This is a genomic window from Streptomyces sp. NPDC017676 (genome assembly GCF_044329325.1).
Classification (GTDB): domain Bacteria; phylum Actinomycetota; class Actinomycetes; order Streptomycetales; family Streptomycetaceae; genus Streptomyces.
The window spans coordinates 1-26,167 of sequence record NZ_JBIRJA010000020.1; the positions used below are offsets into that span (position 1 = coordinate 1).

At 72.1% G+C, this 26,167-nt stretch carries 26 protein-coding genes; 15 read left to right on the forward strand and 11 right to left on the reverse strand.

Annotated elements, in window-relative coordinates; genetic code table 11:
- Positions 1-137: 137 nt before the first annotated feature.
- Both ACH4LD_RS34650 and ACH4LD_RS34655 read right to left on the reverse strand, forming a co-directional pair.
- Complete coding sequence (locus ACH4LD_RS34650) at positions 138-638, reverse strand: peptidylprolyl isomerase (protein ID WP_398058094.1); 501 nt, start codon at positions 636-638, stop codon at positions 138-140.
- Positions 639-760: 122 nt separating this feature from the next.
- Positions 761-1,834 carry an NAD(+)/NADH kinase gene (locus ACH4LD_RS34655; RefSeq protein ID WP_398058095.1) on the reverse strand — a complete coding sequence of 358 codons (1,074 nt, stop codon included), beginning with the start codon at positions 1,832-1,834 and terminating at the stop codon, positions 761-763.
- Positions 1,835-2,303: 469 nt separating this feature from the next.
- Between ACH4LD_RS34655 and ACH4LD_RS34660 the strand changes: the two genes are divergently transcribed.
- The gene (locus ACH4LD_RS34660) at positions 2,304-2,885 is read left to right on the forward strand and encodes a DUF4232 domain-containing protein (RefSeq protein ID WP_398058096.1); all 582 of its coding nucleotides are present in this window, start codon (positions 2,304-2,306) and stop codon (positions 2,883-2,885) included.
- Here ACH4LD_RS34660 and ACH4LD_RS34665 read toward each other — a convergent pair.
- Positions 2,848-3,774: an alpha/beta fold hydrolase gene (locus ACH4LD_RS34665; RefSeq protein WP_398058097.1), complete on the reverse strand. Its 927-nt coding sequence runs from the start codon at positions 3,772-3,774 to the stop codon at positions 2,848-2,850. The two genes, ACH4LD_RS34660 and ACH4LD_RS34665, sit on opposite strands and share 38 nt — an antisense overlap.
- A gap of 97 nt (positions 3,775-3,871) precedes the next feature.
- Here ACH4LD_RS34665 and ACH4LD_RS34670 point away from each other — a divergent pair, with 97 nt between their 5' ends.
- Together ACH4LD_RS34670 and ACH4LD_RS34675 are read left to right on the forward strand one after the other, a co-directional pair.
- Positions 3,872-4,270: a helix-turn-helix domain-containing protein gene (locus ACH4LD_RS34670; RefSeq protein WP_103816103.1), complete on the forward strand. Its 399-nt coding sequence runs from the start codon at positions 3,872-3,874 to the stop codon at positions 4,268-4,270.
- A gap of 166 nt (positions 4,271-4,436) precedes the next feature.
- A complete protein-coding gene (locus tag ACH4LD_RS34675) occupies positions 4,437-6,170 on the forward strand; it encodes a sigma-70 family RNA polymerase sigma factor (RefSeq protein ID WP_398058098.1) in 1,734 nt (577 codons plus the stop codon).
- Between the two features lie 279 nt (positions 6,171-6,449).
- Here ACH4LD_RS34675 and ACH4LD_RS34680 read toward each other — a convergent pair whose 3' ends face one another.
- Positions 6,450-7,325 (reverse strand): CAP domain-containing protein, encoded by an 876-nt coding sequence (locus ACH4LD_RS34680; protein WP_398058099.1) that lies wholly within the window; start codon positions 7,323-7,325, stop codon positions 6,450-6,452.
- Between the two features lie 452 nt (positions 7,326-7,777).
- On the opposite strand from ACH4LD_RS34680, the gene ACH4LD_RS34685 reads away from it, so the two are divergent.
- Positions 7,778-9,493: a purine-cytosine permease family protein gene (locus ACH4LD_RS34685; RefSeq protein WP_398058100.1), complete on the forward strand. Its 1,716-nt coding sequence runs from the start codon at positions 7,778-7,780 to the stop codon at positions 9,491-9,493.
- Positions 9,494-9,553: 60 nt separating this feature from the next.
- Here the strand turns inward: ACH4LD_RS34685 and ACH4LD_RS34690 are convergent, their stop codons facing one another.
- Positions 9,554-9,748, reverse strand: coding sequence for a DUF2795 domain-containing protein (locus ACH4LD_RS34690; RefSeq protein ID WP_132790240.1), 195 nt, complete (start codon positions 9,746-9,748; stop codon positions 9,554-9,556).
- A 181-nt stretch (positions 9,749-9,929) separates the two neighbouring features.
- On the opposite strand from ACH4LD_RS34690, the gene ACH4LD_RS34695 reads away from it, so the two are divergent.
- The 6 genes from ACH4LD_RS34695 to pqqB all read left to right on the forward strand — a co-directional run bounded on the left by ACH4LD_RS34695 (position 9,930) and on the right by pqqB (position 14,748).
- Complete coding sequence (locus tag ACH4LD_RS34695; RefSeq protein ID WP_398058101.1) at positions 9,930-10,085, forward strand: hypothetical protein; 156 nt, start codon at positions 9,930-9,932, stop codon at positions 10,083-10,085.
- Between the two features lie 9 nt (positions 10,086-10,094).
- A complete protein-coding gene (locus tag ACH4LD_RS34700; protein ID WP_398058102.1) occupies positions 10,095-10,418 on the forward strand; it encodes a DUF2795 domain-containing protein in 324 nt (107 codons plus the stop codon).
- An 88-nt stretch (positions 10,419-10,506) separates the two neighbouring features.
- On the forward strand, positions 10,507-12,132 hold the full coding sequence (locus ACH4LD_RS34705; protein ID WP_398058103.1) for a purine-cytosine permease family protein: 1,626 nt from the start codon (positions 10,507-10,509) through the stop codon (positions 12,130-12,132).
- A complete protein-coding gene (locus ACH4LD_RS34710) occupies positions 12,129-12,716 on the forward strand; it encodes a cysteine hydrolase family protein (RefSeq protein WP_398058104.1) in 588 nt (195 codons plus the stop codon). Before ACH4LD_RS34705 ends, ACH4LD_RS34710 begins: the two co-directional genes overlap by 4 nt.
- Before the next feature lie 425 nt (positions 12,717-13,141).
- Positions 13,142-13,540 carry an SseB family protein gene (locus tag ACH4LD_RS34715; RefSeq protein WP_132790232.1) on the forward strand — a complete coding sequence of 133 codons (399 nt, stop codon included), beginning with the start codon at positions 13,142-13,144 and terminating at the stop codon, positions 13,538-13,540.
- A 311-nt stretch (positions 13,541-13,851) separates the two neighbouring features.
- Positions 13,852-14,748, forward strand: a complete 897-nt coding sequence (pqqB, locus tag ACH4LD_RS34720) for a pyrroloquinoline quinone biosynthesis protein PqqB (RefSeq protein ID WP_398058105.1) — start codon at positions 13,852-13,854, stop codon at positions 14,746-14,748.
- Here pqqB and ACH4LD_RS34725 read toward each other — a convergent pair.
- A complete protein-coding gene (locus tag ACH4LD_RS34725; protein ID WP_398058106.1) occupies positions 14,745-15,167 on the reverse strand; it encodes a MarR family winged helix-turn-helix transcriptional regulator in 423 nt (140 codons plus the stop codon). The genes pqqB and ACH4LD_RS34725 overlap by 4 nt on opposite strands.
- A gap of 73 nt (positions 15,168-15,240) precedes the next feature.
- A complete protein-coding gene (locus ACH4LD_RS34730; protein WP_132790228.1) occupies positions 15,241-15,591 on the reverse strand; it encodes a VOC family protein in 351 nt (116 codons plus the stop codon).
- A gap of 182 nt (positions 15,592-15,773) precedes the next feature.
- On the opposite strand from ACH4LD_RS34730, the gene ACH4LD_RS34735 reads away from it, so the two are divergent.
- The gene (locus ACH4LD_RS34735; RefSeq protein ID WP_398058107.1) at positions 15,774-16,043 is read left to right on the forward strand and encodes a hypothetical protein; all 270 of its coding nucleotides are present in this window, start codon (positions 15,774-15,776) and stop codon (positions 16,041-16,043) included.
- A 312-nt stretch (positions 16,044-16,355) separates the two neighbouring features.
- Here ACH4LD_RS34735 and ACH4LD_RS34740 read toward each other — a convergent pair whose 3' ends face one another.
- From ACH4LD_RS34740 to ACH4LD_RS34755, 4 genes are read right to left on the reverse strand one after another with little or no spacing between them, the layout of a single operon-like run.
- A complete protein-coding gene (locus ACH4LD_RS34740; protein WP_398058108.1) occupies positions 16,356-17,387 on the reverse strand; it encodes a LacI family DNA-binding transcriptional regulator in 1,032 nt (343 codons plus the stop codon).
- The gene (locus ACH4LD_RS34745; RefSeq protein WP_132790224.1) at positions 17,384-18,289 is read right to left on the reverse strand and encodes a carbohydrate ABC transporter permease; all 906 of its coding nucleotides are present in this window, start codon (positions 18,287-18,289) and stop codon (positions 17,384-17,386) included. The genes ACH4LD_RS34740 and ACH4LD_RS34745 overlap by 4 nt, the downstream gene beginning before the upstream one ends.
- Positions 18,286-19,212 (reverse strand): carbohydrate ABC transporter permease, encoded by a 927-nt coding sequence (locus ACH4LD_RS34750; RefSeq protein ID WP_398058109.1) that lies wholly within the window; start codon positions 19,210-19,212, stop codon positions 18,286-18,288. The genes ACH4LD_RS34745 and ACH4LD_RS34750 overlap by 4 nt, the downstream gene beginning before the upstream one ends.
- On the reverse strand, positions 19,209-20,525 hold the full coding sequence (locus tag ACH4LD_RS34755) for an ABC transporter substrate-binding protein (protein ID WP_398058110.1): 1,317 nt from the start codon (positions 20,523-20,525) through the stop codon (positions 19,209-19,211). Before ACH4LD_RS34755 ends, ACH4LD_RS34750 begins: the two co-directional genes overlap by 4 nt.
- 236 nt (positions 20,526-20,761) lie before the next feature.
- Here ACH4LD_RS34755 and ACH4LD_RS34760 point away from each other — a divergent pair, with 236 nt between their 5' ends.
- The 4 genes from ACH4LD_RS34760 (at position 20,762) to ACH4LD_RS34775 (ending at position 25,944) form a co-directional block, all read left to right on the forward strand.
- Positions 20,762-22,783 (forward strand): beta-galactosidase, encoded by a 2,022-nt coding sequence (locus ACH4LD_RS34760; protein WP_398058111.1) that lies wholly within the window; start codon positions 20,762-20,764, stop codon positions 22,781-22,783.
- Positions 22,784-22,890: 107 nt separating this feature from the next.
- A complete protein-coding gene (locus ACH4LD_RS34765; protein ID WP_398058112.1) occupies positions 22,891-24,453 on the forward strand; it encodes a glycosyl hydrolase 53 family protein in 1,563 nt (520 codons plus the stop codon).
- A 191-nt stretch (positions 24,454-24,644) separates the two neighbouring features.
- Positions 24,645-24,932, forward strand: a complete 288-nt coding sequence (locus ACH4LD_RS34770) for an ArsR family transcriptional regulator (RefSeq protein WP_132790214.1) — start codon at positions 24,645-24,647, stop codon at positions 24,930-24,932.
- A 52-nt stretch (positions 24,933-24,984) separates the two neighbouring features.
- Positions 24,985-25,944: an SMP-30/gluconolactonase/LRE family protein gene (locus ACH4LD_RS34775; protein ID WP_398058113.1), complete on the forward strand. Its 960-nt coding sequence runs from the start codon at positions 24,985-24,987 to the stop codon at positions 25,942-25,944.
- Positions 25,945-26,167: the final 223 nt, after the last annotated feature.

Below are 26,167 nucleotides of genomic sequence, written 5' to 3' on the forward strand. Positions count from 1 at the left end.
GGGGGGGCCGGTGCGGGGGGCGCCGGGGGGGCGCCCCGCCCCCGGCGCGGGGGGGGGGCCGGGCCCCCGGGCCCGCCCCCCCCCACCCGGGGGGGGCGCCCGGGGGGCCCGGGGCCCCCCCCGCGGTGGTGTGTGCGTCAGCCGATGACCTTGGCGGACTCGATGACCACGGACTCGGTGGGGACGTCCTGGTGGCCACGACGGCTGCCCGTCTTGACCGCCTTGACGGAGTCGACGACATCCCGGCCCTCGGTCACCTTGCCGAACACGGCGTAGCCCCAGCCGGTCGGGCTCTTCGCCGAGTAGTTGAGGAAGGCGTTGTCCGAAACATTGATGAAGAACTGGGCCGTAGCGGAATGCGGGTCGTTCGTCCGCGCCATCGCCACGGTGTAGTTGTCGTTCTTCAGCCCGTTGTCGGCCTCATTCTGAATAGGCGCCTGGGTGGGCTTCTGGTCCATGTCCGGAGTGAAACCGCCGCCCTGAATCATGAAGCCGTTGATCACCCGGTGGAAAATCGTGCCGTCGTAGTGGCCGCCGCGGACGTACGACAGGAAGTTCTCGACCGTCTTGGGCGCCTCGGCGTCGTTCAGTTCCAGCACGATCCGGCCGAAGTTGGTGTTCAGCTCGACTGTCGACATCAAAAAACTCCTCATTCCGGTGGGCTTCCCCACGCCTACGCTACGGAATATACGACCACGGGGCACATGGGCCGCGCCGCAGCACCTCGTGGTGCGAACGGCCATCCGTCCGGGTCATGTCCTCACGACAGCCGGGGTGCGTCGGCGGGGGCCGGGGGCAGGGCCAGATGGGCCAGATCGCCCGGCCGCGGACTCGTCACCGGCCACAGCGGAGCGGCCGTCCCGTCGGCGAGCGCGGCCGGCGCGTCGGTGAGGTTCATGCGCTGGCGCAGCCGGCCGTAGAAGTCCGTCGGACCGAGCCGGACCGCCTTGAGCCGGCGCGGGGCGGCGTACACGCCGATCCAGTCGCCGGGGGCCAGTACCCCGCGCAACTGGCCGTCGATGCTGACCGCGGCCTGGCCCGAGCGCTCCAGCACCCGCAGCGCGATGGGCTCGTCCGGTGCGGCGACCACCGAGCGGTTGAACACCATGTGCGGCGCGACCGGTGTGAACACCAGGGCGTCCGCGCGCGGCGAGACCACCGGACCGCCCGCGGCGAAGCTGTACGCCGTGGACCCGGTGGGCGTGGCCACCAGCAGGGCGTCGGCCGAGTAGGAGGCGAGCAGCCGGCCCGCCAGATACACCCCCACCGACACCTGCCGGTCCCGGGCCAGCTTCTCCAGGACCACGTCGTTCAGCGCGGTGACGTTCAGGGCGACACCCCAGTCGTTGCCCACCTCGCACTCCCCGCGCACCTGCGGCGGGGGCAGCAGCGGCCCCCGCCCGTACCGCAGCAGCGTCTCCATCTGCGCGGGCACCTCCAGCCGGCACGACGCCCGCATGGTGAGGAGCATCCGGCTCTCGATGTTGATCCGCTCCTCCTGTACGGCGTCCAGCGCGTCCCGCACCGCCGTGGCGGGGACCTCCGTGAGGAAGCCGACCCGGCCGAGGTCGACACCGAGCACCAAGGCGTCGTTCTCGGCCGCGAGCCGCGCACCGCGCAGGAACGTGCCGTCGCCGCCCAGAGTGACGATCAGGTCCGGATCACCCGCGCTCTCGACCTCCTCGCGGGCGTTGTGCCGCGCGCCCTCCTGCCACACATCGATGTCCGCACATCCCACCGCGTGCTCGTCGCACCACGCGCGTACGGCCCGCGCGGCGGTCGCCGCCTCGGCGCGCCCGCCGTGCACGACCAGGCCGACACGGTTCACCGTCATATCCGCACACCGCCTCCCAGCCGGTTCGTACCGGGCGCCATCCTCGCCACGGACCGCGCCGGCCGGCGCACGCCACGCCGCCGCGGCCGGTCGCGCGACCGCCCGCGCCGTCCGGCACCGGTCCCCTCCGTGTACCTCGTCCGCTCTCTCTGTACCTCCCCGTCTTGCGCGTACCTTGCTGACTCCCCGTGCACCGTCTCCCCTTTCGTGTACGTGCGCCACATGTGTCACAGGGGACGCGCCGGGGAACCCGGTGTCCCGGTGTCTGGTCCGTGCCGGTGGGTACCGGCGCCGTGTCCGTGCCGGTGGGTACCGGCGCCGTGTCCGTGCCGGTGGGCACCGGTGCCGCGGCGGGCGCCCCGACCAGGTACCGACGCTCCGACCACGTACCGACGCCTCGACCATGTACCGGCGCCCCGACGACGTACCGGCACCCCGACCACGTACCGCGGACCACCGGGGGAATCCCATGGGCGACCGACACAGCATCCGCGTCACCGCGGCGGCTCTGACCGCCATCGCCGCGACCATGTCGCCGGCCGCCGCCCAGACGGCGAGCGCCGCCTCGGTGGAGGCGGCCCCGGCCGGCACGGCCCCCGCTTCCAGGGCGCCGGCCTGCACACCGGAGGCGCTGGAGGCGACGGCGTACCAGGCCGCCCACCGGCCCCGTGGCACGGGCACCGGAGCGGCGATCGTCCAGTTCACCAACGTCTCCGCGCGCACGTGCGTGGTCCGGGGCCACCCGACGGTGGCCGTGGCCGGCAACGGCTCCCCGGAGCGCAACCTCCCGCTGAAGGTGACCCGCGAGGGCAGCGCGGCCCCGGTGCGGGTCGCACCGGGCCGCAGCGCATGGGTGAAGCTGACCTTCGTCCAGGTGCACGGCGGGGCGGACGGGTACTGCGTCTCCGGCGCCACGCCCTCCATGTACCCGACCCTGGTGGTCGGCCTGCCCGGCGCGGGGATCCATCAAGTGGCCCTGTCGGCAGGCGAGATCACCGAGTGCGACAACAAGGTCACGGTGACGGCGGTGTCGGCGACGCGCCCCTCCTGAGTTCGCTGCCGTCCGCTCCCCGATCGCACGGCGCTTCGTCCGCGTCGAGGAACGGCTCCACCAGGCGCAGCAGCGCGTCCGGGCGGTCCAGCGGGATGATGTGGCCGCAATCCGGGATCACATGGCCCATCAACCGGTCGGCATACGGCCGCAGTTGGTGTTCCAGTGCCCGCCCCACCGGATGGGCGCCGATCGTCAGCGCGGGCACGGTGAGGCGGGCACCGGCCACGGCCTCCCGGATCTGCCGCGCGCCCGTGGGCAGGGCCCGGTACGCGCCGAAGGCGGAGCGCAGCGCCCCGCTCCCGGTGTACGCGCGGACGAACTCGGCGCGGACGTCCGGCCGCACGCCCCGGCCGAGCGTGCCGCGGTCCAGGAACCAGCCGATGTACGCCTCCTCGCGGCCGGCGAGCACGGTCTCCGCCAGGCCGGGTTCCGCGTGGAAGCCGAACCACCACGGCGGGCCGCCGGCGAGGAAGTCCTCGGCGCCCGGGAGGTCGCCCAGCACCGACTCCATCAGCACCAGCCGCCGTACCAGTCCGGGCCGCCGCATGGCCAGCAGGAAGGCGGGCGGGGTGCCCAGGTCGATGCCGACCACGGCGGCCGGACCGGCGTCCAGTGCCTCCAACAGGCCGGCGGCGTCGGCGGCGAGGCTCCCGGCGTCGTAACCGCCCGCCGGCCGGTCGCTGTCCCCGAACCCCCGCAGGTCCGGCGCGATCACCCGGTAGCGGGTGGCCAGGGGACCGATCACCTCGGTCCACAGCCGCCAGGTGTGCGGGAAGCCGTGCAGCAGCAGGACGGCCGGCCCCTGACCGGCCGTGGCGACGCTCAGTCCGACGCCGTTGACGGTGACCCGGCTCAGCCGCACGCCGGGGACGGGGGAGACAGCCATGAACGACCCCTTGAGTAACGAATGGTGACAAGGGAACGCTAGGTAACTAGCCTGGGTCCCACCAGACCGCACTTTCCCGTCAGTTGGTGAGCTTCAGGTGACCTCCCAGGCCAAGGGCGTGAACGCCCCGCGCGGCGACCTGTTCGACCCCGCGTGCCCGACCCGTCGGCTGCTCGACCGGATCGGTACGAAATGGACCTCGATGGTGGTGAAGGTGCTGGCGGAGGCGGCCCCCGGGGAGGTCCGCTTCGCCGAGCTGCTGCGCCGGATGCCCGGCGTCTCCCAGAAGATGCTGTCGGTGACCCTGCGGAACCTGGTGCGGGACGGCCTGGTCGCGCGCAGGGTGGAAGCCACCGTGCCGCCCGCCGTGCACTACCGCCTCACCGAACTCGGCCTGTCCCTCGAAACCGTTCTCGCGGCCGTCCGGAACTGGGCCGAGGAACACATGGCCGAGGTCGACCGGGCCAACGAGCTGACCGGCGATCAGGACGCCTGAACAGGGCCGGGGTCCACCGCCGTGTGATCTCCTCCCTTGCGGCCGTGGCGCAGCTCCTGTGAGTCTCCCGTCGAACGATTTTCCGAAGAACTGTTATCGGCACCGCACCGAGCGGTCTCCCAGGTAACGGACAGCATCGTTCGGCGTCGAGGACAGGGAAGCTCTGATGAGGACACAGCACACGGTGGATCCGGCGGCACTGGTGAACGCCGCCCGAGCGGGGGACCCGGCGGCCCAGGACGCCCTGGTCAGCGCCTACCTACCGCTGGTGTACAACATCGTGGGGCGGGCCCTGAACGGTTCGGTCGACGTCGACGACGTGGTCCAGGAGACCATGCTCCGGGCCCTCGGCTCGCTCGGCGACCTGCGCACCCCGGAGAGCCTCCGCTCCTGGCTCGTGGCCATCGCGATGAACCGGGTCCGGGCGCACTGGCAGGACCGCCGACTCGCCCCGGACGCCGTGGAGGAGCGCGGCGACGTCGCCGACCCCGGCGCCGACTTCGTCGACCTGACCATCGTCCGGCTCCAGCTCTCCGGCCAGCGCCAGGAGACCGCGCGCGCCACGCGCTGGCTGGAGCCGGACGACCGGGAGGTGCTCTCGCTGTGGTGGCTGGAGTGCGCCGGCGAGCTGACCCGGGCGGAGGTCGCCGCGGCCCTCGGGGTGTCGCCGCAGCACACGGCGGTACGGGTGCAGCGGATGAAGGCGCGGCTGGAGGCGGCCCGGGTGGTGGTACGGGCGCTGGACACGCGGCCCGCCTGCGAGGAGCTGCGCGCCGTGCTGGCTTCCTGGGACGGCCTGCCCTCCGCCCTGTGGCGCAAGCGAATAGCCCGGCACGCCCGCGAGTGCCCGCGCTGCGACGGCCTGTGGAGCGGCCTGCTGCCGGCGGAGGGGCTGCTGGCCGGACTGGCGCTGGTCGCGGTGTCGTCGACACTCCTCGCGACGACGCGCTCGGCGACGGCCACCCTGACCGCGACCACCGAAGCCGCCCCTCGGCTGACCCACCTGGGCCCGGGCACCGACACGGGTGCCGGCGGGCCGGGTCACGGCACCGCCGGGTCGGACGCCGGCAGCACCGGACCGGGCGTCGACGGCAGCAGCCCCGCCCCCGTCGGACTCCGGGCGGCCTCCCGTCGTCGTACGAGCGGGCGTGGCGAGGCGCGGCGGCGGCGACGCGTCCGGCGTCGGGCCGTCGGGGGCGCCGTGGTGGCGGCCTGTGTGGCCGGCGGCGGTCTCTGGTACTTCGGCACCGACTCCCGACCGGCCGACACCCGGGAGGCGACCGCCGCGCGGACCGCCGGTGCCCCCGTCGTGGACCTGGCGGAACCCAGCGCCGTCGCCACCTCCGCGTCGCCCTCGGCATCCGCGTCGCCGTCACCGTCCCCGTTCGCCACGAAGAAGAAGCCGAGTGCTTCCAAGAGCCCCCGCCCCACGCGCGAGGACACCACTCCCCGGGCCGAGCCGGCCGCGCCCACGACTCCGACCGTCTCCCGTACCCCGCAGGCGCAGCCGGCGCCCACCGGCACGGTGGCCCAGGTGGTCGCGCTGGTGAACAAGGAGCGCGCGGCCGCCGGGTGCGGCCCGGTCACCGAGGACCCACAACTGGACAAGGCCGCCCAGGGCCACTCCGACGACATGGCCGCCCGCGGCTACTTCGACCACACCGACCCGGACGGCGCCGGCCCCGGCGAGCGCATCACCGCGGCGGGCTACCGCTGGTCCACGTACGGCGAGAACATCGCGAAGGGCCAGCAGACCCCGCAGGCGGTAATGGACTCCTGGATGAACAGCCCGGGCCACCGCGCCAACATCCTCAACTGCGCGTTCAAGAACATCGGCGTGGGCGTCCACGACGGCTCGGGCGGCCCCTGGTGGACCCAGGCCTTCGGCGCCAAGCTCTGACCCGGTCAGGGCGGGGGAGACCGCCCGGCGGCCTGTGCCCGCGGGCGCGCGGCCAGGACCACCCGCCCTCACGGATCGGCACCGCGGGCGGCATCACCCTCGGCCCGGCCGTCGGGCTCCGGCGGACCGGCGAACCCGCGGGGCTGTCCGGGCCGACGCGCCGCCCGCCGACGCGCCGCCCGCCGACGCGCAGCGGACCGATGCTCCGCGGACCGACGCCCAGCGGACCCACGCTCCACGGACCGACGCCCAGCGGACCGACGCCCAGCGGACCCACGCTCAGCGGGACGTGCCGAAGTCCTGGGTCCAGTAGCTGCCGGGCTGCGCGAGACCGACGCCGATCTCCTTGAAGCCGCAGTTGAGGATGTTGGCCCGGTGGCCGGGGCTGGACATCCAGCCCGCCATGACCTGGTCCGCCGTGCTGTAGCCGTAGGCGACGTTCTCGCCGTAGCTGCTCCAGGTGTAGCCGGCCCGCGTGATGCGGTCGCCCGGGGACGAGCCGTCGGATCCGGTGTGCGACATGTTCTGGTGCGCCGCCATGTCGTCGCTGTGGGCCTGAGCGGCCTTGGTCAGCGTCGAGTTGAGGGTCAGGGGCTGGCAACCGGCCTTGGCACGCTCGGCGTTCACGAGCCGCACGATGTCGGCGGTGACCCCGGACGCCGTGGCGGCGGGCGCCGGGCTGCTCGGCGCGGCGGGCGCCGCGGAAGTGGTGGGCGCCGGGCTGCTCGGCGCGGTGGGGGCCGAGGAAGCGGTGGGGGCGGGCGCGGTGGTCTGGGGGGTGCCGGGAGCGGCGGTCTGCCGGGCCTTGTGGGCCAGGGCCTTCTTCTTGTGGGAAGGCGCGTTCTTCTCGGCGTGCCAAGGCCTGCTGCTCGGCCGGGTCGTCGGACGCGTCGCGGCCCGGGGCGTGGGCGGCACGCTGGTCTCCGGCCCGACGGTCAGCGGCGCTCCGGTGGCGTAAACGTTGCTGTCGTGATCTCTGGGCGTGTACTGCCACTGCCCCACGGGTGCGCTCGTCGCGGTGGTCTGCGCCGGGTCGTCCGTGCCGTACGGCCACTCGGAACAGGCCAGGGCGACAGATGGCACGCCCACGGCGCCGATGGCGGCGGCGGTGACGACTATTCGCCGGTAGTGCTTCGTCTTGCGGTGCTGGCCCATACGTCAACCTCACTCGGTGATCGCGGAGGGCTCATTCTCAAGACGGCTTCACACGGAGTGCAAAGGGTGCGTCTACTATCGCTCCCCGTAGAGCCGCGCGGCCCTTGTCAGACGGGCCGAGAGATGCCGACTTCGCGACCGCGACGTTTGCGCAATGCTGCCGGACCGTCAGATCCGCGCTCTCGCCGGGTCATGCGACGAGGTGCCGGGCGGCGCGCGTGCCACCGTTCGAGCCGCCGCGCATACCCACGGCAAGCCGGACAAATCCCATATGTCGTGGGAGCCGCACCTACTATCCGGCCCGCTCAGTCGCCGACTCCGCTGTGACGGATGTCACCTCTCGCCAGGTCGCCGTGTTGTAAAGGCCGCGAAACAGCCGGGCAATACCGCGGCACGAACCTTCCTGCACTGCCCCGGGCCGTCCGGGCGCAGCGCAGGCAAAGGGGAGCGCCGTGACGGAGATCGTCGACACCCAAGCGCCACCGGCCCCGCCAGGCGGTCGTACGTACAACGGCTGGACGCAGAACGACACGCTGGAGGACTACTCGCTGCGGTACGCGCCCAAGTCCTTCCGCCGCTGGTCGCCGTACGTCGTCGCCACCACGGCCCTCGGCGGTATCGCCTACCTCGCGGACTTCGCCATCGGCGGCTCGATAGCCGTCTCGCACGGCTTCACCAGCGCCCTGGTGGCGATCCTGACCGCCGCGGTGGTCATCTTCCTCACCGGCATCCCGATCTCGTACTACTCGGCGAAGTACTCCATCGACATGGACCTGCTGACCCGGGGCGCGGGCTTCGGGTACCTCGGCTCGACCCTCACCTCGGTGATCTACGCGAGCTTCACCTTCATCTTCTTCGCCCTCGAAGGCTCCATCATGGCGCAGGCGCTGGAACTGGGCCTGCACATCCCGCTCGCCGTCGGCTACGTCCTGTGCTCCCTGGTCATCCTGCCGCTCGTCGTCCACGGCATGACCGCCCTGTCGAAGATGCAGGTGTGGACGCAGCCGGTCTGGCTGGTGCTGATGGTGGCCCCGTTCGTGTCCATCGCGATCCAGGAGCCCGGAAAGTTCTCGGAGTTCGCGCACTTCGCGGGCGACTCGCCCACCGGCTCGACGATCAGCATGCTCGGTGTCGGGGCGGGTGCCGGCGTCGCGCTGTCGCTCATCGCGCAGATCGGGGAGCAGGTCGACTATCTGCGCTTCATGCCCGACAAGACCCCGGAGAACAACGGGCGTTGGTGGGCCGCGGTGCTCGGCGCCGGCCCCGGCTGGGTGGTCCTCGGGGCGCTGAAGCAGATCGGCGGCGCCTTCCTGGCCTTCTACATCGCCGGCAGCGTGGGACCGGGCAAGGCGAACGAGCCGATCCAGCAGTACGTCCACGGGTTCGGGACGTTCGCCGCGCCGGTCGCCCTGGGCCTGGCCACCTTCTTCGTCATCCTCTCCCAGGTGAAGATCAACTCGACGAACGCGTACTCCGGTTCACTGTCCTGGTCGAACTTCTTCTCACGGCTGACACACCGCCACCCGGGTCGCGTCGTCTACATCTTCCTCAACGTCGGCATAGCGCTCGCGCTGATGGAGGGCGGCGTCTTCGGCTTCCTCAACACCGTCCTCGGCTTCTACTCCAACGTCGCCATCGCCTGGATCGGCGCGGTCGTCGCCGACCTGGTCGTCAACAAGCCGCTCGGACTGAGCCCGTCGTACATCGAGTTCAAGCGGGCGCACCTGTACCACTTCAACCCGGTCGGCTTCGGCTCGATGCTGATCGCCTCGGCGGTCTCCATCGCCGCGTACTTCGAGGCGTTCGGCGCGTACGGCAAGGCGTTCTCGCCGTTCATCGCACTGTTCCTGGCCATGGTGCTCTCACCGCTGTTCGCGGTGCTCACCCGGGGCCGCTACTACCTCGCCCGCGCCGACGACCTGTCCGAGCCGCCGCTCGGCGCGGACGGTCTGCCCTCGGCCGCCGTCCTGACCTGTTCCGTCTGCGCGACCGGCTTCGAACGTCCGGACATGGCCGCCTGCCCCTTCCACCAGGGCGCCGTCTGCTCACTGTGCTGCAGCCTGGAGAAGGACTGCCACGACTCCTGCAAGAGCGGCACGGGCGCCCCCGGTCCGGTCCCCCTCGCCCTGCCCACCGTGCGGTCCGGCGACGGTCCCGGCCCCCGCTGACCACCGCGCGGCGGCCGGAGCAGAAGCCCCCGGCCGCCGCGCACCCGTGTCCGGTCGCCGTCACTCGTTCTGGAAGACGGCCTTGCTGACCTCGGCGGGGTTCTCGAACTTCTTCTTCCCGAGGTGAGAGATCCGCTCGGTGATCTCCTTGGGCGCGTGGTTGTTCTCGGCGACCTTCCGAAGCTGGTCGGAAGTGGCCGGGTAATCCGCGCCCGACAGGGCTTTCTGCAGCTCAGGTGGGGTGATACCCGCCATGGCTCCTCCAGGCGGTGAGTTGGTTCAGGATCATCGGGCCGGCGCCGCATGCTGCGCCGGACTGGTCAGGTACCCATCCGACGGAAGCGGATTCAGAGATTCCGCGGGTGATGGGTCCCGCGTCGCCCGGGTACCCGGGGTCCGGAACAGCGCGCACGCGTGAGAGGACCGAGAGCATCCGATGAGCGAGAACACCCCCTCCCAGGCCGAGGGCGAACGGGAGCCGGGCGCCCCCGAGGCCGAACAGCCGCCCCGCACCACTCCGTCTCAGGCGGAGGGAGCGGACCCCGCGGACGAGCAGACGGACGAGACCGCAGACGAGAGCGGTGACGCGTAGGGAGGCGTCATGGGCATGGCACACACCGGCGTTCCCGAGGTGCTGGACGCGCTGAAGGACGTGACCTACCCGGCGGACAAGGACCGGCTGGTCTCGGCCGCGCGAGAGGCCGGAGCCTCCGAGGAGGTCGTGAAGGCCCTGCGCGGCATACCCGCCGAGGAGTACACCAACCGCGCGGACGTGGCGAGGTCGGTCAGGGTGGACCCGGACTCCGACCTGGGCACCAACGCCACCCAGCGGGCGGAACGGGCACGGCAGGGCGGCAAGCCGGGACTCTCCCAGCACCTGCGGGAGGAGCCGAAGACCCCGATCCAGGAGGAGTTCGACCGCTGACCGGCTGAACCGGGCTTGCCTGGGCGCCCCCGAGGGCAGACCTAGCGTGATCGAACACGTCCGGACAGGTAGGGCAGGTGGCTCGGCGATGACGCACCCGCACGACCCTCTCGACGGCGGAGCCACCGGCCCTCTGGACGGCGGAGCCGGCGGTCCTGTCGACGGCGGAGCCACCGGGCCTGTCGACGGAGGAGCCGGCGGCCGTGTCGACAGTGGAGCCGACGGCCCTCTGGACGGCGGAGCCGGGGGCCGACCCCTCCAGTTGGAGACGCACGGGCTCGACGTGATCGCGGACTCGGAGCGCCGGGGCACCCCGCGCTCCCTGTTCTGGCCCTGGTTCGGGGCCAACGTGTCCGTGCTCGGACTCAGCTACGGCGCCTTCGCGTTCGGCTTCGGCATCTCCTTCTGGCAGGCCATCCTGTCCGGCGTGCTCGGCATCGCCGTCTCGTTCCTGCTCTGCGGCTTCGTCGCGGTCGCCGGGAAGCGCGGCTCGGCCCCCACCATGGTGCTCAGCCGGGCCGCATACGGCGTGCGCGGCAACCGGCTGCCGTCCGTCGTCTCCTGGATGCTCACCGTCGGCTGGGAGACCGTCCTCACCGCGCTCGCCACGCTGGCCACCGCGACCGTCTTCGACAGCCTGGGCTGGGGCGGCGGCACCGAGACGAAGGCGGTCGCCCTCATGGTGGTGGCCGCGCTGACCGTCGTCGGCGGGGTCATGGGCTTCGACCTGATCATGCGGTTGCAGACCTGGATCACCGTGGTCACCGGCGCGCTCACGATCGTCTACGTCGTCCTCGTCGCCGACCACATCCACTGGAGCACGGTCGAGGCCGTCCCGGCGGGCTCGGCGCAGGAGTTCATCGGCGCGCTGGTGTTCATGATGACCGGCTTCGGCCTCGGCTGGGTCAACGCCGCCGCCGACTACTCCCGCTATCTGCCGCGCGACTCCTCCAGCCGGGGCGTGATCGGCTGGACCGCCTTCGGCGCCTCCCTGGCCCCGCTCGTCCTGCTGGTCCTCGGTCTGCTGCTGGCCGGTTCCTCCGCCGAGCTGAGCAAGGCCGTCGCGGCCGATCCGATCGGGGCGCTGGCGACACTCCTGCCGACCTGGTTCCTGGTGCCGTTCGCCCTGGTCGCCGTCCTCGGTCTGGTCGGCGGCGCCGTCCTCGACATCTACTCCTCCGGCCTGGCCCTGCTCTCCGCCGGCCTTCGGGTGCCCCGCTATCTGGCCGCGCTCTTCGATGGCGTGCTGATGATCGCCGGCGCGATCTACATCGTGTTCTTCGCCGACACCTTCCTCGTCCAGTTCATGGGCTTCCTCACCACCCTCGGCGTACCCATCGCCGCCTGGGCCGGCGTCATGCTCGCCGACCTGGCCCTGCGCCGCCGCGACTACGACGACGGCGACCTGTTCCGCCCGCACGGCCGCTACGGCGACGTCCCCCTCCGCCCACTGGTCCTCACCCTCGCCGCCACGGCGGTCGGCTGGGGCCTGGTCACCAACAGCGCCGCGCGCTGGCTGACCTGGCAGGGCTACCTGCTGGAGCCGTTCGGTCTCGGCGGCAGGACCGGTGCCTGGGCCTACGCCAACCTGGGCGTCCTCGTCGCCCTGGCCCTCACCTTCGTCGGCACGCTGCTCCTGGGCCGGGCCCCGGTCCGCTCCCAGGAGGCCCGTGAACCGAGCCCGGCGCTCGACGAAGGGGTGCTGAACCCATGAGCGCCGGGCACCCCGGCGCCCGGGTGCCCCGCAGGAGCCCCGGACATCTAGCCGTCATCGACATGCAGCGCGTCTTCGCCGACCCGGCGAGCCCCTGGGCCACCCCCCGGTACGCCGACGCGGCAGCCGGCGTACGCGCCCTGCTGCCGGCCTTCGCCGGCCGCGTCACCTTCACCCGCTTCCTGGCCCCTGAGCGGCCGGCCGGCGCCTGGCGCGCCTACTACGACCAGTGGCCCTTCGCCCTTCGGCCCCCCGACGCCGGACTCTGGGCGCTGACCGACGAGTTCGCCGGTCTCGCGGACCACGTCATGGACGCCACCACCTTCGGCAAGTGGACCCCCGAACTCGCCGCCCGCACCGCCCCGGACGGCCGCCTGGTACTGGCGGGCGTCAGCACCGAGTGCTGCGTGCTCTCCACCGCCCTCGCCGCCGCGGACGCCGGCGCAGAGGTGCTGGTCGTGGCGGACGCCTGCGCGGGCGTGGACGACGACTCCCACGTCAAGGCCCTGCAGATCATGGAGCTGTACCGGCCGCTGGTCCGGGTCACCACCATCGACGACCTGCTCGCGCAGGCCGGGCCGTGACCGGTGTCCCGCCCGCCCGGGCCACCGGCGGGTGAGCGGCCGCCCGGAGAGCCCCCGAGGCGGGTCCCCCCGCGTCAGGCGCGCCCCGGACCCGGTAGAGGCCGAGCTCCCCGTCCAGTGCGACGCGAGCAGCATGGCGTACTCGTCCACCTCCTCCGGCGCCGGCGCGTCGAGCCATGTCACGCCCGGTACGTCGTGCAGCCGGCCGATCGGGGCGCACGCGCGTGAGGGGTGCTCTGAGGAGTGGTGGGGCCGCGCTCACCTGATCGTTTCCCGGCCGCCGTCAGGTCCACCGCCTCGTCACCGGACCTGCCGCCGATCCCCACGCATGCCGGGGACCCCACCGGGTACGCGAGGCGGGAGCCCGTCCGGGCACCAGCCCGCCCGGACGGCCCGTACGACCGCCCGCTACCTGGGGACCAGCCATGGAGACACCCGCACACGACGCCCAGCCGACGCCGGCCCAGCAGGCACTGGACGCGCTGGCCGAGAACGCCGAGGACCAGGCCGCCCTGGACACCCTCGCCCACAGTGACGTGCTCGTCCCCGTGCCGGACGACGCGGTGGACGGAGAAGGCGCCGACGCCTCGACGGTGGCGCTGCCCGTCCTGGAACAGCCCGGGGGCGACCCGGTCGTCCCGGTGTTCACCACGGAGGGTGAGATGGCCGAGCTGCTGCCGTTCGTCTCGCGCTACCGCCTGATCCCGCTCGGCGCGCTCGCCGCCCAGTGGCCCGAGGGAGAGCTCTCCCTGGCCATCGACGGCAGCTCCGCGCACGGGCTGACCCTCACCTCCCAAGGGGTACGCACCCTGCTGGCCCGGTGACCCACCGCCTCTGAGGGGCGCGAACGCTGAATCCCGGCCTTACGCGCCCGCGCTGAAGCCAGGCGTACGCGCCACGATGAAGCCGGGCGTACGCCCCCACGATGAAGCCGGGGCACGCCCCACACGCTGAATCCCGGCGCACGCGCCCACGGTGGAGCCCGGCGCACGCCCCCACACCGCGCGCACCGGCGCGCGTCAACCGAGGCGTCCCGGTCCTGGACGGCCGGAAGTGCTCCCCGGCGCCGGTGGTCACCGGCCTTCCGGCGGGAAGATCCCAGCGGGAGACGGATCGGGCGAGCGCGAAGGAGCCGATGGTCGTGAAGGTCGTCCTGCTGGGTACCGCCGCCGGGGGCGGCTTCCCGCAGTGGAACTGCGCCTGCGCGCTGTGCGCCGCCGCCCGGGACGGCAGGCTGCCCTCCCGCACACAGGAGTGCGCCGCCGTCACCGGCAACGGCCGCGACTGGTGGCTGCTGAACGCGTCCCCCGACCTGCGCACCCAGCTCGCCGCCACCCGGGCCCTGTGGCCCGGCCCCGGACCCCGGGACACACCGCTGCGCGGCGTGCTGCTCACCGACGCCGAGGCCGACCACGTGACCGGCCTGACCGAGCTGCGCGGGGCGGCGGGCCTGAAGATCTACGCCGCGCCTCCGGTCCACGCCGCCCTCGCCCCCGCCCGCGCCGCCCTTGACCGCTACGCCCCCTGGGAGTGGGCCGACAGCCTGGCCGACGGCGGCTTCGTGCTGGCCGGCGGACTCGTGGTCACCGCCCATCCGGTGGGGATGAAGGTCCCGAAGTACGTACCGGACCAGGCGTCCACGGAGCCGGGACCCTGGGTGACGGCGTACCGCGTCGAGGATCTGGCCACCGGGGGAGTGCTGGTGTACGCACCCTGTGTCGGCGCCTGGAGCCCCGTCCTGGACGGCCTGTGCGCCGAGGCGGACTGCGTGCTGCTGGACGGCACGTTCTTCGCCGCCGACGAGATGGGCACGGCGGTGCGCTCCGGCGCCGGGCAGGCCGCCATGGGGCACCTGCCGGTCACCGGTCCGCAGGGCTCGCTGGCCGCACTGGCCAGGTATCCCGGCGCGCGCCGGATCTACACCCATCTCAACAACACCAACCCGCTCCTCGACCCCGCCTCACCCGCACGCGCGCGCGTGGCCGGGTACGGCGCCGAGATCCTGCCGGACGGGACGGAGCTGGTGCTCTAGACGGCCGGTTCTCCGGGGTGGGTCCCGCGCTGCCGGGCCAGCATCCGCCGCAGGACCGCACGCTGCACCGGCAGTACCTCGGCGTGCAGGGCGCGTCCCTTGGGAGTGAGCGCGACCCACACCCCGCGCCGGTCCTCCGCGCACACCGAGCGCTCCACCAGGCCGTCCTTCTCCAGCCGGGCGATGAGCCGGGACAGCGCGCTCTGGCTGAGATGCACCCGGCCGACCAGGTTCTGCACCCGGCACTGGTCACCCTGCCGGGGCGACTCCGTCGCCAGGATGTCCAGCACCTCGAAGTCGCTGGCGCCCAGACCGTGCGGATGCAGGGCGCGGTCGATCTCGCACATCGTGCGCGCGTGCACCGCGAGGATGTCCCGCCAGCGTTCTTCGAGCCGGGTCTCGGCCGTCGTGCCTGCCATACCCGCACCGTAGCACCGATCCGGCCAATCGTTGAGTGTGCAACTAGTGCTGGGCGCGGGGGTCGTGGCGACGTCAGGCCGCCGCGTCCTGGAGCAGCCCCACGAGGTTGCCGTCGGCGTCCTTCACAGAGGCGATCAGCCGGCCGCCGCCGACGTCCTGCGCGTCCTGGAGCAGCTCGGCGCCCGCCGCCAGCAGCGCCGCGAGCCGCTCCCGCAGATCCGCCACGTGCCAGTACGGCACCGGCCCGGTCATGCCCTTGGCGTGCCCGTTCGGGTCCAGGCCGACGTCCTGGCCGGCGGCCTTGAAACCGACGTAGTACGGCTCGTCCGCGTACGGCTCGACACCCAGCAGCGCGCCGAACAGGGCCTTGGCGCGGTCCAGGTCCTTCACCGGATAGATGATCGTCTGCAGGCCGGCGGTCATGGTGCTCACTCCTTCGAGACGCGTGGATCCGACGGTTCCCCGCCGGTGCTCCCACGCTAGGGCCGGGGAGCCCGCCGCGGCTTCTCCGATCCTGACCGCTTAGGGCGGGGCCTTCTCGTCGGCACGGGCGGCACCCCCGCAACGCCGCAGGCACACCCCCTGTGCGCGGTGCTCCTCGCCGCGTGCCACAGCGAACGGGGGGCGGGGAGCAGACGGGGAAGGACGGCGTCGTCAGCCGGTCCGTGGCCGCCCGCACCCCGTCCGGGGGCCCCGAGTTCATCGGGTTCATGCAGTTGCTCGACTCCGTCGCGGAGCCGCAGCCTCAGGCGCCGGCCACGGTCGTGCCCGAGCCGTCCGAGCCGCCGGAGCCGGGACGGGTGAGGACCGCGCCCACGCCCCTGCCCACGCCGCCCCCGCCCCGCCCGTCCCGGACGCCACCGGCTCCCCCGTGAACCCCGTGCGGAGGTCGCGCTGAGCGGTGTCGAGAAATGCCCGGCCCGCGCCCAGGCCCGCCGGATCACCGGCGCCCTGGAGGAGACGCCCGATCCCACTCCGGGCCAGGTCGAGGAAATGCTGCGCGGACTCGGTCACCTCGATCAGCGCATCGACGGCCCCCGGCGGCGTGGGCTGCACGCTCGACCTGCGGATCATGGGCGGACAGCTGTGCCTGGACGGCACCGTCACCGGCACGAGGACAGCCGTGGTGGCGTACGGCGCCTCACCGCGGGTCGGCTGCCGGCAGGTGCGCCCGAGCGCACCCGACGTCACGTCGAGTCGCGCTTGACCAGCTCCGTCGGCAGGATCACGGCCGCCGGGTCCTCACCGCCGATCTGGGCGAGCAGCACCCGCACCATCTCGTTGCTGATCCGGTCCCACGGCTGCCGGATGGTGGTGAGCGCCGGGGTGGCGGCGGTCGCCGCCGGCGAGTCGTCGAAACCGCCGACGGCGATGTCCTCGGGCACCCGCTTCCCGGCACGGTGCAGGGCCGCCAGCACCCCCTGCGCCATCAGGTCGGAGGCGACGAACACGGCGTCCATGTCCGGCGCCTGCGCCAGCAGCCGCTCCGCGCCCGCCTCGCCGCTGGCCCGGCTGTAGTCGCCGGAGACGACGAGCCGCTCGTCGGCCGCGATACCCGCCTCGGCGAGCACCTCCCGGTACCCGGCGAGCCGCTCCACACCACCCGGGGTGTCCAGCGGTCCGGTGACCACCCCGATCCGGCGCCGCCCCAGGGACAGCAGGTGCCGGACCATGTCCCGGGCGCCGTCCCGGTCGTCGGCGGCCACGTAACTCACCTTGGAGCCGAGCCCGATCGGCTTGCCACAGGCCACCAGGGGCACGCCCGCCTCCCGCAGCTCCTCGGCGACCGGATCGCCGGAGTGGCTGGAGACCAGCAGCACCCCGTCGACGTGCCCCGCGGTGATGTACCGCGTGATGCGCCGCCGTTCGTCCTCGGTGCCCGCCAGCATCAGCAGCAGCGGGACGTCGTGCGCGGCCAGCGCCTGGGTGCAACCGCGCAGCAGGACGTTGAAGTTGGGGTCCTCGAAGAACCGCTCCTGCGGCTCGGTCAGCAGGAAGCCCACCGAGTCGGAGCGGCCCGTGATCAGCGAACGGGCGTGCCGGTTCACGACGTACCCGGTCCTGCGGATGGCGGCGTTGACCGCCTCCTGGGCGGCGGGGCTGACGTAGTGGCCGCCGTTGAGCACACGTGAGACGGTGCCGCGCGAGACGCCTGCCTCGCGCGCCACGTCGTGGATCGTCGGCGGTCTGCGCCGGCCCCCCGTATTGCTCATGGTCATGACTTTACGGCCCCGGACAGCAGATCGAGGCTCCAGAAGCGCTGGATGACCAGGAAGAGGGCGATCAGCGGGAGCACCGCGAGGAACGCCCCGGTGATCACCAGGGTGTACAGCGCGGGCGTGTTGGAGCCCTGCTCCAGCAGTGTGTACAGACCCAGCGTGAGCGGGAACTTCTCGTCGTCGCTCAGCATGATGAACGGCAGCAGGAAGTTGTTCCAGATCGCGACGAACTGGAACAGGAACACCGTGACCATGCCGGGGACCATCATCGGCAGCGCGACCCGGGTGAAGATCCGCCACTCGCTCGCCCCGTCCATCCGCCCGGCCTCCACCACATCGGCCGGCACGGCGGCGGAGGCGTAGATCCGGGCCAGGTAGACGCCGTACGGGGAGAGGATCTGCGGCAGCAGCACGGACAGGTAGGAGTCCGTGAGGTCGGCCTTCGCCAGCAGCAGGTACTGCGGGATGGCGAGGATCACCGGCGGCATCAGGACGCCCGCGAGCAGGACGTTGAACATCGTCTCGCGGCCCTTGAAGCGGTAGGTCGCCAGCGCGTAGCCGCTGAACGCCGACACGGTGGTGGACAGCAGGGCGCCGAGGCCGGCGTACAGGGCGGAGTTGCCCATCCACTCCCAGTAGATTCCGCCCCGGTAGGCGTTCAGGTCCTTGAGGTTGTCGGTGAAGCCGGTGCCGGGCAGGAAGGTGAACGTGGAGAACAGTTCGTGCCCGGACTTCGTCGACGCGATCACCACCCAGGCGACCGGGAGGAGGGTGTAGACCGCGCCGAGCAGCAGCGTGACCGTCGGGATCAGCGCGATACGGCGGCGCGGCGGGGGGCCCTGCGCGGTACCCGGGGTGGTGCCGGCGGCCGGGGCCGCCTTGCGGACGGCGAGGGTGCTCATCCCGCTGCCTCCTGCTTGTTCCGGCGGTTGGCGGCCCGCAGGAAGCCGAACGACAGCAGCAGCGTGACCACGGCGATCAGCGTGGCCTCGGCCGCCGCCGAGTAGACGTCGTTCCGGCCGAAGGCGTCCTGGTACACCTTCATCAGCGGGCTCCAGGTCGTGTTGACCGAGTTGGTGAGGGGCTTCAAGGTGGTCGGCTCGTTGAACACCTGGAGGGTCGCGATGATCGAGAAGAAGAAGGTCAGCACCAGCGAGGGCGCCACCATCGGGATCTTGATCCGCAGCGCGATCTGCAACGGGGTGGCGCCGTCCAGCCTGGCCGCCTCGTAGACCTCGGCCGGGATGGACCGCAGCGAGGTGTAGATGACGATCATGTTGAAGCCGGTGCCGCCCCAGACCGCGATGTTCGACAGGGCGAGATACAGCGGGCCGCCGTCCAACAGGTCCGGCTGCGGCAGGCCGAGCTTGTCGAGGACGAAGTAGAACGGGCTGACGTCCGGCAGGTACAGGAAGCCCCACAGCAGCGCGGCCACCACGCCGGGGATGGCGTACGGCAGGAAGATCGCGAGCCGGGTGAACGGGGCGAGGCGCACCTTGTCGGAGTCCAGCATCAGCGCGAACAGCAGCGCGAGGCCGAGCATCACCGGGACGACGACGCAGCCGTAGCCGAGCACGCGCAGCGCGCCGTCCAGCAGTTCGCTGTCCCGGAAGGCCCCGGTGTAGTTCTCGAAGCCGGCCCACACCTCCTTCCGGGCGCCCGACCCCAGGCCGAGGCCGGAGACGCGCACTTTGCGGAAGCTGAGCCAGACAGCGTAGCCGATGGGCAGCGCGAAGAAGAGGGCGAACAGGATCGCGGCGGGGAGGAGGAAGCCGTACGGGGCCCCCTTGACCCCGTACGGCCTCCGGCTGGTGGAGCCGCTCACCGAGCGACCTCGAAGCCCTGCTTCTTCATGTCGGCGACCGTGTCGTCCTGCATCTTCTTCAGGGCGGCGGTGAAGTCCGACTTGTTCTTGGCGGCGGCGCCGAAGGCGTCCTTGAAGGAGGTGTAGGCGACGTTCACGTTCGGGCCCCACGCGGACGGCGCGGTGGTCTTCGCGATGTCGGCGGCCTTGGTGTAGAAGTCCGCCTGGTTGGAGAAGTACGCCGGCGGGTTGGAGAAGGCGCCGCTGAGCTGGGCCGAGGTGGAGGCCGGGTAGATGCCGCCCTCCTTCGCCAGCGCGTTCAGGGCGTCGTGGTCGGTGTTCAGCCAGGCCGCGAACTCGGCGGCGGCCTCCTTGTGCGCCGAGTCGGTGGTGACCGCCGTCGAGGAACCGCCCCAGCTGCCGGTGACGTCCTGGTCGGCCGACCACTGGGGGAGCGGGGCCATGGCCCACTTGCCCTTGGTGTCCGGCGCCGCCGTGGTCAGGGTGCCGGGCGCCCACACGGCGCTCACCCAGGCGATCTGCTTGCCTGTGTTCAGCGCCTTGTTCCAGGACGGGGTGTACATCGGCTGGTTGTCGATGACGCCCTCCTTGACCAGACCGCCCCAGAACCCGGCGACCTTCCGGGTGGCGGCGTCGTCGATGCCGACCTTCCACTTGTCGCCGGAGGTGGTCCACCACTTGGCGCCGGCCTGCTGGGCGAGGCCGGCGAAGAGACCGGAGTCGTTGGCGGAGAAGGTGGTCAGGTCCTTGTCCGGCGCCTTCTTCTTCAGCAGGCGGGCGGTCTCGGCGAACTGCTCCCAGGTGGTGGGGACCTTGAGGCCGTAACGCTTGAACAGGTCCTCGCGGTAGTAGAACATCATCGGGCCGATGTCCTGCGGCACCGCGTAGACCGCGTCCGTGCCGAGGGTGGTCTGCTGCCAGACGCCCTCGGCGAACTCGGCCTTGACGTCGCCGACCTGCCCGGAGATGTCGGCGAGGGCGTCGTTGCTGACCAGCGTCGGCAGCGCCTGGTACTCGGCCTGCACCAGGTCGGGGGCCTTCTTCGCCTTGTGCGCGGTGAGGATCTTGGTGACCAGCGTGTCGCCGGACGCCTGCTTCTTCACCGTGACGGTGATCCGGTCCTTCTTCCCCGGCCCCTTGTTCCACAGGTCCACGACCTTGTCCATGCCGGGTGTCCAGGTCCAGTACGTGAGCGAGACGGGACCCGACTCGGCCTTGGCGTCGTCCCCGGAACCGCAGGCGGCGAGGGCGGTGGCGCCGAGGGACACGGCGAGGGCGGTTGTCACGAGGCGACGGCGCTTCGTGTGCGGCATGGTTTCTCCCCTGACCTGGGTCCCCGCCCGCTGCGGGGACCTGCCATGCAGATGTGCACGTTCACATGACCCGGCTGCTCTCCGGCCGAGAGCCCCTGCCATGCTTCTGTGAGCGTTCACAGTAGAGAAACATCCCGGACACTTGTCAATGGTTGTTGCTGTGCGGTTATGTTGGGCTCGCACCGCCGACGATGTGTGTGCACGTTCCCAAATGATCGATTTCCCGGGAGAGATCCATGCCGGACACCAGCCCCAGGGGCCTCACCAGGCTCGCCTTCGGCGGGGACTACAACCCCGAGCAGTGGCCGGAATCCGTCTGGCAGGAAGACGTCCGGCTGATGCGTGAGGCCGGCGTCACGATGGTGAGCGTCGGGATCTTCTCCTGGGCGCTGCTGGAGCCGGCGCCGGGGGAGTACGACTTCGGCTGGCTCGACCGGGTCATCGGCCTGCTGCACGAGAACGGCATCCGCGTCGACCTCGGCACGCCCACCGTGGTGCCGCCCGCCTGGTTCTACCGGGCCCACCCCGAGGCCCTGCCGGTCACCGCGGAGGGGACGCGCTACGAGTTCGGCTCGCGCGGGGCGATCTGCCACAGCAACGCCGACTACCGCGCCGCCGCGGCGAACATCACCACCCGCCTCGCCGAGCGCTACGGCGACCACCCGGCACTGGCCCTGTGGCACGTCCACAACGAGTACGGCGTCCCCGTCTCGGCCTGCTACTGCGAGTCCTGCGCGGACCGGTTCCGCCGCTGGCTCGCGGACACCTACGGCAGTGTCGAGGCCGTCAACGAGGCGTGGGGCACGGCCTTCTGGGGCCAGCACTACACCGACCTCGCGCAGATCAACCCGCCCCGGGCCACCCCGACCGTCGGCAACCCCGGCCAGGCCCTCGACTACAAGCGCTTCGCCGACGCCGTCATCCGGGAGAACTTCCGCGCCGAGCGGGACATCCTGCACCGCCTCTCACCGGGCGTCCCGGTCACCACCAACTTCATGACCGCGCTCAGCCAGTGCGACTCCATGGACTACTGGGCGTGGGGCCGCGAGGTCGACCTCGTCACCAACGACCACTACCTGATCACCGACGGCCGCCGCACCCACGTCAACCTCGCGATGGCCGCCGACCTCACCCGCTCCGTCGCCGGCGGCGCGCTCTGGCTGCTGCTGGAGCACTCCACCTCGGGCGTCAACTGGCAGCCCCGCAACCCCGCCAAGGCCCCCGGCCAGATGGCCCGCAACTCCCTCGCCCACGTGGCGCGCGGCTCCGAGGGCGCGATGTTCTTCCAGTGGCGCCAGTCCCGGCGCGGCGCCGAGAAGTTCCACTCGGCGATGCTGCCGCACGGCGGCACCGACACCCGCGTCTGGCGCGAGGTGGTCGGACTCGGCGCCTCCGTGGGCGCGTTGAGCGAGATCCGGGGCACCCGCACCGAGGCCGACGCGGCCATGCTGTGGGACTGGCAGTCCTGGTGGGCGCAGAACCTCGCCTGGCGCCCCAGCGAGGACCACGACCCGCGCGAGCGCGCCGACTCCTTCTACGAGGCGCTCTACGACCGCCACCTCACGGTCGACTTCGCGCACCCCGAGGCCGACCTGTCCAGGTACCCCCTGGTCGTCGTGCCGGCCCTGTACCTGATGACGGAGGCCGCCGGGAACAACGTCCGGGAGTACGTCGAGCACGGCGGCACCCTCGTGGTGTCGTACTTCTCCGGCATCGTCGACGAGCACGACGCCGTCCACGAGGGTGCCTACCCGGGCGCGCTGCGCGATGTCCTCGGGCTCACCGTGGAGGAGTTCTCGCCGCTGCTCAAGGACGAGCGGGTCCGCCTGACCGGCCCGGACGGCTCCGAGCTGACCGGTGACGTGTGGACGGAGTTCGTGGTCCCGCGCGGTGCCGAGACCGTGTGGACCTACGCCGACGGGCTCACCGCGGGCCGTCCCGCCGTCACCCGGCACCGGCTCGGCCGGGGCACCGCCTGGTACGTCTCCACCCGCCTCGACGCCCAGGGCCTGGACGCGGTCATCGGCTGGGCGGCCGACGACGCCCGTCTCGCCCCGCGCGCCGACCTGCCCCGCGACGTGGAGGTCGTGCGCCGCCGCGGCGACTCGGGCAGCTACCTCTTCGTCATCAACCACACAGCCGGCGACACCAAGGTGCCGCTGGACACGCCCGGGACCGAACTGCTGACGGGCGAACGCGCCGCGGGCCGCCTCGCGGTCCCGGCGGGGGCCGTCCGGGTCGTACGACTCGACGGCTGAGCCGGCTCCCCTCCGCCCGCGTGTGCCACGAGAGCCGTGGGCGGAGGGGTTCTCCTCCGCTCGCACCGGAGGACACCTCCCCAGTTACGTCGAAGGGACGACGGACGATGAAGTTCCATCCCAGACGCACCATCAGGGCCCTGCTGCCGCCGCTCGCGGCCGGGTTCGCCCTCACCGCCCTGCCCGCCCAGACCGCCCAGGCCGCGAGCACCCTCACCAACGGCGGATTCGAGTCCGACGGCACGGGCACGGCCACGCCCGCCGGCTGGTCCGAGTACGGCGACACCGGTGCCTCGTACACCGAGCCCGGTGGCCATGGCGGGAGCTACCGCCTCAGCCACTACGCGTCGTCCGCCTACAAGGTGGAGACGTACCAGTACCTGTCCGGGCTGACCAACGGGACCTACACGTTGACGGCGTGGGTCCGGTCCAGCGGCGGGCAGAAGGCCGCGTACATGTCGCTCAAGAACTGCGGCAGTGCGGAACAGCGCACCGATCTGCCGATCTCGTCCAGTGGGTGGATACGGATCGTCACGTCGGTCAAGGTGACCAACAACCAGTGCACCATCAGCGTCAACAGTGACGCGAATGCCGGCAACTGGATCAACGTTGACGATCTCACCTTCACATCCGGCACCACCGGTACATCCATCCATGGTGCCGACATCTCCTCCCTCGCCAAGAGCGAGGCCAAGGGCGGCGTCTACAGGACGGGTTCCGGAACGACCGGGGACGCGCTGTCCATCCTCAAGTCGTCCGGCATGAACTACGCGCGACTGAAGGTCTGGGTGAACCCGGCCGACGGCTTCAACGACAAGGCGCACGTCCTGGCGACGGCCAAGCGCGTCAAGGCGCAGGGCATGAAGCTGCTGGTGGACTTCCACTACTCGGACAGCTGGGCGGACCCGGGGCAGCAGAACAAGCCGGCCGCGTGGGCGGGTCACACGTACAGTCGGCTCAAGACGGACGTGTACAACCACACGTACGACGTGTTGAACGCCTTGAAGGTTCAAGGCACCACGGCCGACATGGTCCAGGTGGGCAATGAGATCAATGGCGGCATGCTGTGGTCCGAGGGATCCACGGACAACTGGAGCCAACTCGCCGGGTTGATCAACTCCGGCTATGACGCCGTCAAGGCGGTCAACCCGTCCACCACGGTCGCGCTGCACCTGGCCAAGGGCGGGGACAAGGCCGGCACCGAGTGGTGGTTCGACAACGCGGTCGCGAACGGCGTCAGGTTCGACGCGATCGGCCTGTCGTACTACGGCTACTGGCACGGCCCGCTCTCCGACTTCCAGAGCACGCTGGACGACGCCGCCTCCCGCTACGGCAAGCCGGTGTTCGTCGCCGAGACGGCCTACCCGTTCCGGCTGGACAGCGACGACGCGCTCACCAACCAGATCGACACCACCGGCGAACTGGTCTCCGGCTACCCGGCGACCGTGGCCGGCCAGACCAAGTGGATGAACGACGTGGCGAGCATCGTGGAGGCCGTCCCGAACGGCCGCGGTCTCGGCGTCTTCTACTGGGAGGCGACCTGGACCGCCGTCACCGGCAACGGCTGGGACCCGGCGGACGCCACGTCCGGCAACGGCTGGGAGAACCAGGCCTTGTTCGGCTACGACGACAAGGCGCTGTCCTCCCTGACGTGGTTCGGTCACCGCTGAGCCGTCCGTGTCCGGGCCCGGTCGCGCGCGGCGGCCGGGCCCTCGCCGTGTTCCTGGGCTGCGGACCCCTCCCCGGACGCACGGCCGTTCGGTACCGGTCAACGGCCGCCGAGTCCCGGACGTGGCGGCGTCGCCCGCGCCGACAGTGGGAAGACTGCGTACGAGGAGGCCGGGGACGGGAGGGCGGACGGATGACGGGGACTCCCTCGGGCCGGATGCGGCAGACCATCCTGGCGCTGCTCAAGGACCCGCCGGCCCACTTCCGCGTTTCGCGTCGCCGCGACCCCGCCGAGACAGGCGTCACCGCGCGGGCCGTCGCCGCCAAGCTGGGCGTACCCCGCCGGACCGCACGCGCCCACCTCGACTTCCTCACCCGCCTCGGTGTCCTGCGCACCCGCCGGATCCACGGCCGCACCTACTACCGGCGCGACGAGATCCGCATCGCCGAGGTGGCCCGCATGTTCGAAAAGGGCTGGTGAAGGGACGGCCACGGGGCGGCTGCCGACAGGGCACCGACGGAAGGGACCGCACATGGACCGATCGACGGCACTCGTACCGCTCCACTACGTCTCCCTGCGCGCCCGCGGCCCCGAGGACGTCGTCGCCGACCCGCACGGGCGTGTCCTGACCGGAGTGGCGGACGGGCGCATCCTCCGTGTCCAGCACCTCGGCGACCCGCTCACGGCCCGCGCCGAGGTGCTGGCCGAGACAGGCGGCCGTCCCCTCGGGCTCGAACTCCTGCCGGACGGGGACCTGGTGGTGTGCGACGCCGAGCGCGGCCTGCTGCGCGTCAGCCCGCACGACGGAACCGTCCGCGTCCTCGCGGACGCGGTGGCGGGGGAGCGGCTCCGCTTCTGCAGCAACGTCGTCGCCCTGCCCGACGGCACCCTGTACTTCACGGTCTCCAGCCGCCGCCACCCCCTGGACCGGTGGATCGGCGACATCGTGGAACACACCGGCACCGGCCGCCTGCTCCGGCTCGCCCCCGGCGACCGGGAACCCGAAGTACTGCTGGAAGGCCTGCAGTTCGCCAACGGGCTCGCCCTCAGCGCCGACCGCTCCTTCCTGGTGATCGCCGAGACCGGCTCCTGCCGGCTCACCCGCTGCCCGCTCACCGGCCCCCGCGCCGGACACGCCGAGCCCTTCGCCGACCTCCCCGGGATGCCTGACAACCTCTGGCGCGAGGGCCCCGACGGGCCGGTCTGGGTCGCCCTGGCCGGCCCCCGCCTCCCCCCGCTCGGCCTGCTGCACCGCACCCCGCCGGCCGTCCGCCGCGCCGCCGCGCGGGCCGCCGTCCACGCGCCGTACCGCCCGAGCGGGACCGTCGGCGTCGTCGCCGTCGACGACGCGGGCCGGACCGTCCACCACCTCACCCGCCGGCACTCCGGTTTCCGCATGGTCACCAGCGTGTGCGCCGTCGGCGACCACCTGGTGCTCGGCAGCCTCCGGGAGTCCGGTGTGGCGGTCTGCGCCCGGCCCGCAGCACGCTGAGGCGGCGGTAGCCTGGTCCCGGCCTTGACCGTCTCTCGGGACCGGGGCCGAACAGGGGACCCACCGGCATGACCTCCCCGGAGCCGGCGATCCCGCGGCCCACGCGGCGGCGGTCCGCACCCGCTCGCACCAGACAAAACGGACAGCGGAGGTAAGAAGTCGTTGTGAACCGGCCGCTCGTCATCGCGGGAGCCCTCGTCGGCGCACGAGGCCCCGGCTGACC

What these genes read in the sequence shown, in the direction of transcription:
- ACH4LD_RS34745 (WP_132790224.1), bottom strand. Translation starts at nt 18,289, where the DNA reads ATGAGCACCCTCGCCGTCCGCAAGGCGGCCCCGGCCGCCGGCACCACC.
- ACH4LD_RS34715 (WP_132790232.1), top strand. Translation starts at nt 13,142, where the DNA reads ATGGAGACACCCGCACACGACGCCCAGCCGACGCCGGCCCAGCAGGCA.
- ACH4LD_RS34725 (WP_398058106.1), bottom strand. Translation starts at nt 15,167, where the DNA reads ATGGCAGGCACGACGGCCGAGACCCGGCTCGAAGAACGCTGGCGGGAC.
- ACH4LD_RS34660 (WP_398058096.1), top strand. Translation starts at nt 2,304, where the DNA reads ATGGGCGACCGACACAGCATCCGCGTCACCGCGGCGGCTCTGACCGCC.
- ACH4LD_RS34655 (WP_398058095.1), bottom strand. Translation starts at nt 1,834, where the DNA reads ATGACGGTGAACCGTGTCGGCCTGGTCGTGCACGGCGGGCGCGCCGAG.
- ACH4LD_RS34705 (WP_398058103.1), top strand. Translation starts at nt 10,507, where the DNA reads ATGACGCACCCGCACGACCCTCTCGACGGCGGAGCCACCGGCCCTCTG.
- ACH4LD_RS34680 (WP_398058099.1), bottom strand. Translation starts at nt 7,325, where the DNA reads ATGGGCCAGCACCGCAAGACGAAGCACTACCGGCGAATAGTCGTCACC.
- ACH4LD_RS34650 (WP_398058094.1), bottom strand. Translation starts at nt 638, where the DNA reads ATGTCGACAGTCGAGCTGAACACCAACTTCGGCCGGATCGTGCTGGAA.
- ACH4LD_RS34690 (WP_132790240.1), bottom strand. Translation starts at nt 9,748, where the DNA reads ATGGCGGGTATCACCCCACCTGAGCTGCAGAAAGCCCTGTCGGGCGCG.
- ACH4LD_RS34740 (WP_398058108.1), bottom strand. Translation starts at nt 17,387, where the DNA reads ATGACCATGAGCAATACGGGGGGCCGGCGCAGACCGCCGACGATCCAC.
- ACH4LD_RS34695 (WP_398058101.1), top strand. Translation starts at nt 9,930, where the DNA reads ATGAGCGAGAACACCCCCTCCCAGGCCGAGGGCGAACGGGAGCCGGGC.
- ACH4LD_RS34665 (WP_398058097.1), bottom strand. Translation starts at nt 3,774, where the DNA reads ATGGCTGTCTCCCCCGTCCCCGGCGTGCGGCTGAGCCGGGTCACCGTC.
- ACH4LD_RS34775 (WP_398058113.1), top strand. Translation starts at nt 24,985, where the DNA reads ATGGACCGATCGACGGCACTCGTACCGCTCCACTACGTCTCCCTGCGC.
- ACH4LD_RS34770 (WP_132790214.1), top strand. Translation starts at nt 24,645, where the DNA reads ATGACGGGGACTCCCTCGGGCCGGATGCGGCAGACCATCCTGGCGCTG.
- ACH4LD_RS34675 (WP_398058098.1), top strand. Translation starts at nt 4,437, where the DNA reads ATGAGGACACAGCACACGGTGGATCCGGCGGCACTGGTGAACGCCGCC.
- ACH4LD_RS34765 (WP_398058112.1), top strand. Translation starts at nt 22,891, where the DNA reads ATGAAGTTCCATCCCAGACGCACCATCAGGGCCCTGCTGCCGCCGCTC.
- ACH4LD_RS34700 (WP_398058102.1), top strand. Translation starts at nt 10,095, where the DNA reads ATGGGCATGGCACACACCGGCGTTCCCGAGGTGCTGGACGCGCTGAAG.
- ACH4LD_RS34760 (WP_398058111.1), top strand. Translation starts at nt 20,762, where the DNA reads ATGCCGGACACCAGCCCCAGGGGCCTCACCAGGCTCGCCTTCGGCGGG.
- pqqB (WP_398058105.1), top strand. Translation starts at nt 13,852, where the DNA reads ATGGTCGTGAAGGTCGTCCTGCTGGGTACCGCCGCCGGGGGCGGCTTC.
- ACH4LD_RS34710 (WP_398058104.1), top strand. Translation starts at nt 12,129, where the DNA reads ATGAGCGCCGGGCACCCCGGCGCCCGGGTGCCCCGCAGGAGCCCCGGA.
- ACH4LD_RS34755 (WP_398058110.1), bottom strand. Translation starts at nt 20,525, where the DNA reads ATGCCGCACACGAAGCGCCGTCGCCTCGTGACAACCGCCCTCGCCGTG.
- ACH4LD_RS34730 (WP_132790228.1), bottom strand. Translation starts at nt 15,591, where the DNA reads ATGACCGCCGGCCTGCAGACGATCATCTATCCGGTGAAGGACCTGGAC.